This window comes from Streptococcus sp. SN-1, from assembly GCF_041154385.1.
GTDB lineage: Bacteria > Bacillota > Bacilli > Lactobacillales > Streptococcaceae > Streptococcus > Streptococcus mitis_CT.
In genome coordinates this window covers 1,497,905-1,510,094 of the sequence record NZ_AP028929.1, presented here as the reverse complement: position 1 = coordinate 1,510,094, position 12,190 = coordinate 1,497,905, and the positions used below count along the sequence as shown (strand labels likewise).

Genomic DNA, 12,190 nt, shown 5'->3' with positions numbered 1-12,190 from the left:
GATATTATCGATGGATTGGGCTATCTTTTGCTCTGGTCTTGTGTTATACTAGATAGGTTGCAAAGAAAACAGTACTTTTCTTTTGTGGAAAAGAAGCAACACGATTTTATATCCAGTATATGAAAATACGTCATAAAAAGAAAAGTATAAACTAAGCCCTATAGGGTGGCTTCGCACCACCTTTAGAAAGAAGAAGAACGTGAAATTTAATGAATTAAACTTGTCTGCTGATTTGCTAGCAGAGATTGAAAAAGCTGGTTTTGTAGAAGCCAGTCCTATCCAAGAACAAACTATTCCCTTGGCCCTTGAAGGCAAGGATGTTATCGGTCAAGCTCAGACTGGTACAGGAAAAACTGCAGCCTTTGGATTGCCTACTCTTGAAAAAATTCGTACAGAAGAAGCGACTATTCAAGCCTTGGTCATCGCTCCAACTCGTGAACTCGCTGTCCAAAGTCAAGAAGAACTCTTCCGCTTTGGTCGCAGTAAGGGAGTCAAGGTTCGCTCAGTATATGGTGGATCAAGCATTGAAAAACAAATTAAGGCTCTTAAATCTGGTGCCCATATCGTGGTGGGAACACCTGGTCGCCTTTTGGACTTGATTAAACGCAAGGCCTTGAAATTACAAGATATTGAAACTCTTATCCTTGACGAAGCAGATGAAATGCTCAATATGGGCTTCCTTGAAGACATCGAAGCGATCATTTCTCGTGTCCCTGAAAACCGTCAAACCCTACTCTTCTCAGCAACTATGCCAGATGCTATCAAACGTATCGGTGTTCAGTTTATGAAGGAACCTGAGCATGTGAAGATTGCTGCCAAGGAATTGACAACAGAATTGGTTGACCAATACTATATCCGAGTTAAAGAACAAGAAAAATTTGATACCATGACCCGTCTCATGGACGTGGAACAACCTGAGCTTGCTATCGTATTTGGTCGTACTAAACGCCGTGTAGATGAATTGACTCGTGGTCTTAAAATCCGTGGCTTCCGTGCAGAAGGAATTCATGGCGACCTAGACCAAAACAAACGTCTTCGTGTCCTTCGTGACTTTAAAAATGGGAATCTTGATGTTTTGGTTGCGACAGACGTTGCAGCGCGTGGGTTGGATATTTCAGGTGTGACCCATGTCTATAACTACGATATTCCACAAGATCCTGAAAGTTACGTTCACCGTATCGGTCGTACAGGTCGTGCTGGTAAGTCAGGTCAGTCTATTACTTTCGTTTCACCAAATGAAATGGGCTACCTCCAAATCATTGAAAACTTGACTAAGAAACGCATGAAAGGTCTCAAACCTGCAAGCGCAGAAGAAGCCTTCCAAGCAAAAAAACACGTAGCTCTCAAGAAAATTGAACGTGATTTTGCAGATGAGACTATCCGTGCCAACTTTGAGAAATTTGGCAAGGATGCTCGCAAGCTAGCAGCCGAATTTACTCCAGAAGAATTGGCAATGTATATTTTGAGTCTGACAGTCCAAGACCCAGATAGCCTTCCAGAAGTGGAGATTGCGCGTGAAAAACCACTGCCATTTAAACCATCAGGTAATGGCTTCGGTGGTAAAGCTAAGGGAGGTCGTGGAGGCCGTCGTGGGGACGACCGTCGAGACCGTGATCGCCGTGGCAATGGTCGTCGTGATGATTTCAAAAAAGGAAGTCGTGGCAATGATCGTTTTGATAAGGAAAAACGTTACCGTAAGGATAATAAAAAACCACGCAATACTTCAAGTGAAAAGCAAACAGGCTTTGTTATTCGTAACAAGGGCGATAAATAAGAAAAAGCGGTTCAAAATGAATCGCTTTTTTATATAAGGAGACCGAATGGAAAAGAAAGATAAATAAAATACATATATTATCTTATTGTAATGTTATAATACACAAACATAGGGAGCTTGTCAATAGAAAAGAAGCAATTTAATTAAAAATATTCTTGTTTTTTCAAATTGCAATTAAATAAGCAATTTTCAGATAATAATTGAAAATTTAAGCTGTTTATGTTATAATGATAGCGATTAAATTCGAGGTGAAAAATGGCACATTTATTAGAAAAAACTAGAAAAATTACTTCTATCCTGAAGCGCTCAGAGGAGCAGTTGCAGGAAGAACTTCCATACAATGCGATTACTCGTCAATTGGCAGATATTATTGACTGTAACGCCTGTATCGTCAATAGCAAGGGACGTCTCCTTGGTTATTTCATGCGTTACAAAACCAATACAGATCGTGTAGAGCAGTTCTTCCAAACTAAGATTTTCCCAGATGACTACATTCAAGGTGCGAACATGATCTACGATACAGAAGCCAATCTGACAGTTGATCATGATTTAAGTATTTTCCCTGTGGAAAGTCGTTCCGACTTTCCAGATGGTTTGACGACTATTGCACCGATTCATGTATCAGGGATTCGCCTTGGTTCTTTGATTATTTGGCGCAATGATAAGAAATTCGAAGATGAGGACTTGATTCTTGTTGAGATTGCCAGTACCGTTGTTGGGATTCAGCTTCTTAACTTCCAACGTGAAGAAGATGAGAAAAATATCCGTCGCCGTACTGCTGTTACCATGGCGGTTAATACCCTTTCTTACTCTGAACTCCGTGCTGTTTCAGCAATTTTAGGGGAATTAAATGGAAATGAAGGGCAGTTGACTGCGTCAGTGATTGCAGACCGTATCGGGATTACCCGTTCTGTGATTGTCAATGCCCTTCGTAAACTTGAGTCTGCGGGGATTATTGAAAGTCGCTCACTTGGAATGAAGGGAACCTATCTTAAGGTCTTGATTTCAGATATTTTTGAAGAAGTGAAGAAAAGAGATTACTAATGACTAAGGCTTTAATTTCGATTGATTATACAGAAGATTTTGTTGCTGATAGTGGGAAGCTGACAGCAGGCGCCCCAGCTCAAGCAATTTCAGATGCCATTAGCAAGGTGACTCGGTTAGCTTTTGAACGCGGAGATTACATCTTTTTTACCATTGATGCTCACGAAGAAAACGATTGTTTTCATCCAGAAAGCAAGCTGTTTCCTCCTCACAATTTGATTGGAACTAGTGGGCGGAATTTATACGGAGATTTGGGGACCTTTTATCAAGAACATGGTTCAGACAGTCGTGTCTTTTGGATGGATAAACGCCATTACTCAGCTTTTTCAGGGACTGACCTGGATATCCGCTTGAGAGAGCGGAGAGTGTCTACCGTTATCTTAACAGGTGTCTTGACGGATATCTGTGTCCTACATACAGCTATAGATGCCTATAATCTAGGATATGACATCGAGATTGTTAAACCAGCTGTTGCTTCCATCTGGCCTGAAAATCACCAATTTGCCCTAGGTCATTTCAAAAATACACTTGGAGCTAAGTTGGTAGATGAAAATCTAAATGAAATTTCAGAGTAATTTGGTTGATGAAATGAAAAAATTTGAAAAAAAGTGTTGACAAGAATCCCAAAAGTTGATATACTAGTAAAGTAATCGACGCGGGGATGGCGGAATTGGCAGACGCGCAGGACTAAGGATCCTGTGACCGCTTTAGGTCGTGAGGGTTCAAGTCCCTCTCTCCGCATAGGATAAGAGTTAGCTTAGGCTAGCTCTTTTGTTTTCATCTAATTCAAGTAGAGCAAAAAAATTTTTGCTCTTTTTTTGCATTTCATAAACATTTCATATTTGGATTTTATAATAGTCTTACAAATATGGAGGTGACAAATGAATCCAATCCAAAGAGCTTGGGCTTATGTCAGCAGAAAACGACTGAGAAGTTTTATTTTATTTCTAATTTTATTGGTCCTATTGGCTGGAATTTCAGCCTGTTTGACTCTGATGAAGTCCAACAAAACAGTTGAAACCAATCTTTACAAATCACTCAACACATCTTTTTCGATTAAGAAGATAGAAAATGGTCAGACTTTCAAGCTGTCGGACCTAGTATCTGTAAGCAAGATTAAGGGACTGGAAAATGTCTCTCCTGAACTCGAGACGGTCGCAAAATTAAAAGACAAGGAAGCGGTGAGTGGCGAGCAGAGCGTGGAGCGTGATGATTTATCAGCTGCAGACAAAAACTTGGTTAGTTTAACAGCTCTTGAGGATTCATCTAAGGATGTGATCTTTACCAGCTCGGCTTTCAATCTAAAAGAAGGGCGACACCTTCAAAAAGGGGATTCCAAGAAAATCTTGATCCACGAAGAGTTGGCCAAGAAGAACGGTCTTACGCTTCATGATAAGATTAGCTTGGATGCTGGACAGTCAGAATCTGGCAAAGGACAAACAGTAGAGTTTGAGATTGTCGGCATCTTTTCTGGTAAAAAACAGGAGAAATTCACAGGCTTATCTTCCGACTTCAGTGAAAACCAAGTCTTTACAGACTATGAAAGTAGCCAAATCCTTTTGGAAAATGGTGAACCTCAAGTCAGTTCAGCTCGCTTCTATGTAGAAAATCCTAAGGAAATGGATGGACTTATGAAGCAGGTGGAAAACTTAGTCTTGGAAAGTCAAGGCTACCAAGTCGAGAAGGAAAGCAAGGCTTTTGAACAAATCAAAGACTCAGTTGCTACCTTCCAAACCTTCCTGACCATCTTCCTTTATGGGATGTTGATAGCTGGAGCTGGAGCCTTAATTTTGGTCTTGTCTCTTTGGTTGAGAGAAAGGGTTTACGAAGTGGGAATCCTTCTGGCACTTGGAAAAGGCAAGAGCTCGATCTTCCTACAGTTCTGTTTAGAGGTAGTTTTGGTATCTCTTGGTGCTTTGCTTCCAGCATTTATTGCAGGAAATACAATCACATCTTACCTACTCCAAACCCTACTAGCAAGTGGAGATCAGGCAGCTCTACAAGATACACTAGCCAAAGCAAGCAGTTTATCAACCTACATCCTATCTTTTGCAGAATCCTATGTTTTTCTAGTTCTGCTTAGTTGCTTATCTGTAGCCCTTTGTTTCCTATTTTTATTTAGAAAATCGCCTAAGGAAATTTTATCATCTATTAGTTAATACTCTTCGAAAATCTCTTTAAACCGTGTCAGCTTCGCCTTGCCGTACTCAAGTACAGCCTGCGGCTAGCTTCCTAGTTTAATCTTTGACTTTCATTGAGTATAATAAGAAGGAGAAATCATGACTTTATTACAATTGCAAGATGTTACCTACCGTTATAAGAACACTGCTGAGGCAGTTTTATATCAGATCAATTATAATTTTGAACCCGGGAAATTTTACAGTATCATTGGTGAGTCAGGAGCAGGAAAATCTACTCTCTTGTCCCTACTTGCTGGTCTAGATAGTCCTGTTGAAGGTTCTATCCTTTTCCAAGGAGAGGACATTCGTAAGAAGGGGGATTCCTACCATCGTATGCACCATATTTCCCTGGTCTTTCAAAATTATAACTTGATAGATTATCTTTCTCCACTGGAAAATATCCGCTTGGTCAACAAAAAGGCAAGTAAGGATACACTTCTTGAGCTTGGTTTGGATGAAAGTCAGATCAAGCGGAATGTTCTCCAGTTATCAGGTGGTCAACAACAACGTGTTGCCATTGCTCGCAGTTTGGTCTCAGAAGCTCCAGTTATTCTAGCAGATGAGCCAACAGGAAATCTAGACCCTAAAACTGCTGGAGATATTGTCGAACTGCTCAAATCACTTGCCCAGAAAACAGGTAAATGTGTCATCGTCGTAACTCACAGCAAAGAAGTGGCACAAGCGTCAGATATTACACTTGAGTTGAAGGACAAGAAACTGACTGAAACTCGTAATACTAGTAAATAATTTGAGCTTGTTTTGATAGAATTATAAAACAAAATCTAGAAAGGGAACCTATGTTACACAACGCATTTGCCTATGTTACAAGGAAGTTTTTCAAATCGATTGTCATCTTCCTGATTATTCTCCTCATGGCGAGCTTGAGTTTGGTCGGCTTGTCGATCAAGGGAGCTACTGCCAAGGCTTCTCAGGAGACCTTTAAAAATATCACCAATAGCTTCTCCATGCAAATCAATCGTCGCGTTAATCAAGGGACGCCACGTGGTGCTGGGAATATCAAGGGTGAAGATATCAAAAAAATCACCGAAAACAAGGCCATCGAGTCTTATGTTAAACGCATCAACGCTATAGGAGATTTGACTGGATATGAACTCATCGAAACGCCAGATACCAAGAAAAATCTGACACCTGACCGTGCTAAACATTTTGGAAGTAGCTTGATGATTACAGGTGTCAATGACTCCTCTAAAGAAGACAAGTTTGTCTCTGGTTCTTATAAATTGGTTGAAGGAGAGCACTTAACAAACGACGACAAGGACAAGATCCTCCTGCACAAGGACTTGGCAGTCAAACACGGCTGGAAAGTAGGGGATAAGGTCAAACTAGACTCTAATATCTACGATGCAGACAATGAAAAAGGTGCCAAGGAAACAGTTGAAGTGACAATCAAGGGACTCTTTGATGGTCACAATAAGTCGGCAGTAACCTACTCACAAGAACTCTACGAAAATACAGCTATCACAGACATTCACACTGCTGCAAAGCTTTATGGATACACAGAAGACACAGCTATTTATGGGGACGCAACCTTCTTTGTAACAGCGGACAAGAACTTGGATGATGTTATGAAAGAGTTGAATGACATCAGTGGTATCAACTGGAAGAGCTATACTTTAGTTAAGAGCTCCTCTAACTACCCAGCTCTTGAGCAATCCATCTCTGGTATGTACAAGATGGCCAATCTCCTCTTCTGGGGCAGCTTGAGTTTCTCAGTTCTTCTCCTTGCCCTCTTGCTCAGCCTTTGGATCAATGCCCGTCGCAAGGAAGTGGGTATTCTCCTCTCTATTGGTCTCAAGCAGGCAAGTATCTTGGGTCAATTCATCACTGAATCCATCTTGATTGCCATCCCTGCTCTCGTTTCTGCTTACTTCCTAGCCAACTACACATCTCGTGCGATTGGAAATACTGTTCTTGCCAATGTCACTTCAGGTGTTGCCAAACAGGCTAGCAAGGCGGCTCAAGCTTCTAACCTTGGTGGTGGTGCAGAAGTAGATGGCTTTAGCAAGACCTTGTCGAGCCTAGATATTTCCATTCAGACATCAGACTTTATCATCGTCTTTGTCCTTGCTTTAGTTCTAGTCGTTCTCGTTATGGCGCTTGCTTCAAGCAATCTCCTTAGAAAACAACCAAAAGAGCTTTTGCTGGATAGCGAATAAGTTTGAAAAAATTAGTCTAAAATAGAGACTGCATCTTGTTTTTATATTCCAGAATGGTGGATAGAGAATGATTATTTAACAATTCAAAATAGAGCCGAAAGCAGTGGTGAAAATCATTGCTTTTAGTTGCTTTCTTTGTACTTTAGTCTTAAATATGATATACTAAGGTTATGGAATTTATTAGAAAGGAATTTCACATTTTATATATGGAATTGTGCATAAAAATCTATAGAAATTTTATCTTGAAAATAGATAGATAAATCTGTAGAAGCCTATCCATATTGCAAACATAGGCTAGTAGACTTAGGTAGGGTCTACTTTGGAAAATATAGAATAGTGAGGAAAAATAAACATTATGAGACAAACAAATGTTAGAGGGACATTATCCCTACGTGGCTTTAGAAAATTGAGAACTGGTGCAATTGTTGCAACAGGTGTGATTTTATTGGGGCTGGGCTTTTTAGCTCCAACTGTTTCCGCTAACGAACAAGATGGTGTTTGGGTAGCTAGAACAGTTGCAGAAGTAAAAGCTGATATTCAAAATATAGACAATTTATCACACTACACAATTAAATGGGGAGATACACTAAGTGCTATTAGTGGAGCAACGGGGCTATCTGTTGATAGTTTGGTTGAGATAAATCGTATTGCAAATAGAGATTTGATTTTTGCTAATAATAAATTGTATTTTAGCGAAGAAGCTTTTCTAAAAGATGGAAATACAGAAGTCAAAAGACAGCGAGTGTCGATTGATAATTCTGGTAGCTGTCAAAGTTATGAAGTTGAAACAAAGACAAATACTGTAACTGGAGAGCAAACTACTACAGTTAAACAAACGACACCAGTAGTTGTGGAAACACCAGCAGTATCGCCAGCACTGAAAGCAGAAACACCAGTCACAGTTGCGCCAAAATCAGACGAGTCAGCGACACCAGCGTTGAAAACTGAAGAACCATCAGCGCCAGCACCGAAAACAGACGAGCCAGCGACCCCAGCGCCGAAAGCAGACGAGCCAGCGGCATCAGCACCGAAAGCAGATGAGCCAGCGACACCGGCACCGAAAGCAGATGAGTCAGCGACCCCAGCGCCGAAAGCAGACGAGCCAGCGGCATCAGCACCGAAAGCAGATGAGCCAGCGACCCCAGCGCCAAAAGCAGAAGAACCAGTATCTCCAGCGCCAAAAGCAGAAGAACCAGCGACTCCAGCACCGAAAGCAGAGGAACCAACGACATCCGCACCGAAAGCAGAGGAACCAACGACATCCGCACCGAAAGCAGAAGAACCATCGACACCTGCACCAAAAGTGGAAGAACCAGTGACACCTGCGCCAAAAGAAGAGACTCCAGCAACTCCAGCGCCGAAAGCAGAGCCAGCAACTCCAACACCGAAAGTGGAAGAGCCAGCGACTCCAGCGCCGAAAGAAGAGACTCCAGCAACTCCAACACCGAAAGCAGAAGAGCCAGTGACTCCAGCGCCGAAAGCAGAAGAGCCAGTGACTCCAACACCGAAAGTGGAAGAGCCAGCGACTCCAGCGCCGAAAGAAGAGACTCCAGCAACTCCAGCACCGAAAGCAGAAGAGCCAGTAACTCCATCGCAACCGGCGGAAGGAACACCAGCAGGTTCAGGAGTGACAGAAACCCCAGTGCCAGCGCAACCGGCGGAATACCAACCAGCAGCGCCAGGAACAACAGAAACCCCAGTGCCAGCGCAACCGGTGGAAGACCAACCAGCAGCGCCAGGAGCGACAGAACAACCAACTCCATCGAAACCGGCGGAAGGAACACCAGCAGGTTCAGGAGCAACAGAAACCCCAGCGCCAGCGCAACCGGCGGAAGACCAACCAGCAGGTTCAGGAGCAACAGAAACCCCAGCGCCATCGAAACCAACTGAAGACCAACCAGCAGCGCCAGGAGCAACAGAAACCCCAGTGCCAGCGCAACCGGTGGAAGACCAACCAGCAGCGCCAGGAGCAACAGAAACCCCAGCGCCAGCGCAACCGGCTGAAGACCAACCAGCAGGTTCAGGAGCAACAGAAACCCCAGTGCCAGCGCAACCGGTGGAAGACCAACCAGCAGCGCCAGGAGCAACAGAAACCCCAGCGCCAGCGCAACCGGCTGAAGACCAACCAGCAGGTTCAGGAGCAACAGAAACCCCAGCGCCAGCGCAACCGGCGGACGACCAACCAGCAGGTTCAGGAGCAACAGAAACCCCAGCGCCAGCGCAACCGGCGGACGACCAACCAGCAGGTTCAGGAGCAACAGAAACCCCAGCGCCAGCGCAACCGGCGGACGACCAACCAGCAGCGCCAGGAGCAACAGAAACCCCAGTGCCAACGCAACCGGTGGAAGACCAACCAGCAGCGCCAGGAGCGACAAAAACCCCAGTGCCAACGCAACCGGTGGAAGACCAACCAGCAGCGCCAGGAGCGACAGAACAACCAACTCCATCGAAACCGGCGGAAGAAACACCAGCAGGTTCAGGAGTGACAGAAACACCAACTCCAGCGCAACCGGCGGAAGGAATACCAGCAGGTTCAGGAGCAACAGAAACCCCAGCGCCATCGAAACCAACTGAAGACCAACCAGCAGCGCCAGGAGCGACAGAACAACCAACTCCAGCGCAACCGGCGGAAGGAATACCAGCAGGTTCAGGAGCAACAGAAACCCCAGTGCCAACGAAACCGGCTGAAGAAACACCATCAGGTTCAGGAGCAACAGAAACCCCAGCGCCAGCGCAACCGGTGGAAGACCAACCAGCAGCGCCAGGAGCAACAGAAACCCCAGCGCCAGCGCAACCGGCTGAAGACCAACCAGCAGGTTCAGGAGCAACAGAAACCCCAGCGCCAGCGCAACCGGCGGACGACCAACCAGCAGCGCCAGGAGCGACAGAACAACCAACTCCATCGAAACCGGCTGAAGAAACACCAGCAGGTTCAGGAGTGACAGAAACACCAACTCCAGCGCAACCGGCGGAAGGAATACCAGCAGGTTCAGGAGCAACAGAAACCCCAGCGCCATCGAAACCAACTGAAGACCAACCAGCAGCGCCAGGAGCGACAGAACAACCAACTCCAGCGCAACCGGCGGAAGGAATACCAGCAGGTTCAGGAGCAACAGAAACCCCAGTGCCAACGAAACCGGCTGAAGAAACACCATCAGGTTCAGGAGCAACAGAAACCCCAGCGCCAGCGCAACCGGCGGACGACCAACCATCAGGTTCAGGAGCAACAGAAACCCCAGTGCCAACGCAACCGGTGGAAGACCAACCAGCAGCGCCAGGAGCGACAGAACAACCAACTCCATCGAAACCGGCTGAAGAAACACCAGCAGGTTCAGGAGTGACAGAAACACCAACTCCATCGAAACCGGCGGAAGGAATACCAGCAGGTTCAGGAGCAACAGAAACCCCAGCGCCAGCGCAACCGGCGGACGACCAACCAGCAGCGCCAGGAGCAACAGAAACCCCAGCGCCATCGAAACCAACTGAAGACCAACCAGCAGCGCCAGGAACAACAGAACAACCAACTCCAGCGCAACCAGCGGAAAACCAACCAGCAGGTTCAGGCACAACAGAAGACACTCCAGCGGATTCAAATAATCAGAACAATCCAACTGAACCAAAAGATGATGTTGAAAAAGGTCTAGAGGAAAATGACTCCGAGTTAGAGTCACGTAAAAATATTAAATTAGAAGAAATTGAGTCGAGTAGTCTATCATCTAGTGAAAAAGAAGCTGCTAAATTAAATGTAGAAGAATATACAAAAAAAGCTAAAGAAGCAATGAAACAAGCAAAAACTACGGAAGATCAAGCGGCTGTAGTGGACAATTATTCAGATGACTTAGCTAAGATTAATACTCCTGGAGTTGACCAAGGTAAACCAGATTACACAAATTCAGGATTATCTGGAAACGGACCAGCAGGAACACATATTGGAGATAACAATGTTATTGGGTATGGAAATAGTACACCAGAAAATACAGCTTTTAGAAATGCACCAGTGTATCAACCACGTGTAACACGTCGTGCAAGAAGTGTAGATGAACCTCAAAATAAAGTTTCTATTTATTATAATTTTGATGGTATGAAAGATATTCCTGGATTCTTTGATGATTTAGGTGGTAAAAATGAAGTTGACATACCAAAAGATGTCTCTGGTGATGCTTTGAAATCTATTTTAAAAGCAAGAATAGATAAGAAGAAAGCAGAACTTGAAAGAAAAGGATACAAGGTTGCTGATGAATATTTTGTAGGTATTGATCAAGCAGACGCAACTCATTATGACTACGTAGTAACTTTCACTAAAGAGAAAACAGGAACTACAGGTTTCAGAATTGCACCAGAAGTTCAAGTAAGAGCTAAAAAAGTTGTGAAAAGAGATTTATCAAATAAAACTAAACAAATAAATATCTACTATAATTTAACAGCCCTTAAAGATATAGCTGGAGCATTAGGAAATGTGAGAGAGAATAATCTTTTAACTTTACCAGGTGATGCAACTAAAGAAGACATTAAAAAGGCTGTTGAAGAAAAAACAAAAGCCCAAATTGAGAAACTGAAAACACAAGGCTTTACAGTTACGTCAAAAACAGATTTAGATAAAATCGTTGAGGGTGGAGATAGCTATGATTATGTTATAGAATTCACAAAAGAAGCCAAAACGCAACCGGTAGGAACTTCAGGTTTCAGAATGGCTCCAGCAGTTCAACCACGCGCTAGCAGAAATCGTAGAAGTCTAGAACAGCCAGCTCCTCAAAAGGTCAAAGTAAATGTATTTTATAACTTTGATAAAATGAAAGATATTGCAGGTTTCCTAGGAGATATCGATGGAACTTCTCTTGAAATCGCGGAAGGTTCAACAAATGAACAAGTGAAAGCAGTGGCAAAGAGCCAAGTTGAAGCTAAGAAAGAAGAGTTGAGAAAACGTGGCTACACTTTCAAAGAGGACTATGTCTATCAAGCTAATGGGAAAGATTATAACTACGTTGTAACATTTTCAAAAGCAAGCAAATAACCTT

At 43.7% G+C, this 12,190-nt stretch carries 7 protein-coding genes and 1 tRNA gene; all 8 read left to right on the top strand.

The features are described from left to right. Nucleotides 1–199 precede the first annotated feature (199 nt). The 8 genes from ACAM22_RS06710 to ACAM22_RS06675 all read left to right on the top strand — a co-directional run bounded on the left by ACAM22_RS06710 (nucleotide 200) and on the right by ACAM22_RS06675 (nucleotide 12,186). Nucleotides 200–1,774 (top strand): DEAD/DEAH box helicase, encoded by a 1,575-nt coding sequence (locus ACAM22_RS06710; protein WP_033688371.1) that lies wholly within the window; start codon nucleotides 200–202, stop codon nucleotides 1,772–1,774. Between the two features lie 255 nt (nucleotides 1,775–2,029). Beyond that, nucleotides 2,030–2,818, top strand: a complete 789-nt coding sequence (gene codY, locus ACAM22_RS06705) for a GTP-sensing pleiotropic transcriptional regulator CodY (protein WP_000940740.1) — start codon at nucleotides 2,030–2,032, stop codon at nucleotides 2,816–2,818. Beyond that, nucleotides 2,818–3,393: a cysteine hydrolase family protein gene (locus ACAM22_RS06700; RefSeq protein ID WP_070526965.1), complete on the top strand. Its 576-nt coding sequence runs from the start codon at nucleotides 2,818–2,820 to the stop codon at nucleotides 3,391–3,393. The genes codY and ACAM22_RS06700 overlap by 1 nt, the downstream gene beginning before the upstream one ends. 80 nt (nucleotides 3,394–3,473) lie before the next feature. Further along, nucleotides 3,474–3,559, top strand: a tRNA-Leu gene (locus ACAM22_RS06695). 140 nt (nucleotides 3,560–3,699) lie between these two features. Next, the gene (locus ACAM22_RS06690) at nucleotides 3,700–4,977 is read left to right on the top strand and encodes an ABC transporter permease (RefSeq protein ID WP_369606553.1); all 1,278 of its coding nucleotides are present in this window, start codon (nucleotides 3,700–3,702) and stop codon (nucleotides 4,975–4,977) included. A gap of 120 nt (nucleotides 4,978–5,097) precedes the next feature. Next, nucleotides 5,098–5,745: an ABC transporter ATP-binding subunit Vex2 gene (gene vex2 / locus ACAM22_RS06685; protein WP_369606552.1), complete on the top strand. Its 648-nt coding sequence runs from the start codon at nucleotides 5,098–5,100 to the stop codon at nucleotides 5,743–5,745. 50 nt (nucleotides 5,746–5,795) lie between these two features. Then, a complete protein-coding gene (gene vex3, locus ACAM22_RS06680; protein ID WP_369606551.1) occupies nucleotides 5,796–7,175 on the top strand; it encodes an ABC transporter permease subunit Vex3 in 1,380 nt (459 codons plus the stop codon). Nucleotides 7,176–7,530: 355 nt separating this feature from the next. Next, the gene (locus ACAM22_RS06675; protein ID WP_369606550.1) at nucleotides 7,531–12,186 is read left to right on the top strand and encodes a LysM peptidoglycan-binding domain-containing protein; all 4,656 of its coding nucleotides are present in this window, start codon (nucleotides 7,531–7,533) and stop codon (nucleotides 12,184–12,186) included. Nucleotides 12,187–12,190: the final 4 nt, after the last annotated feature.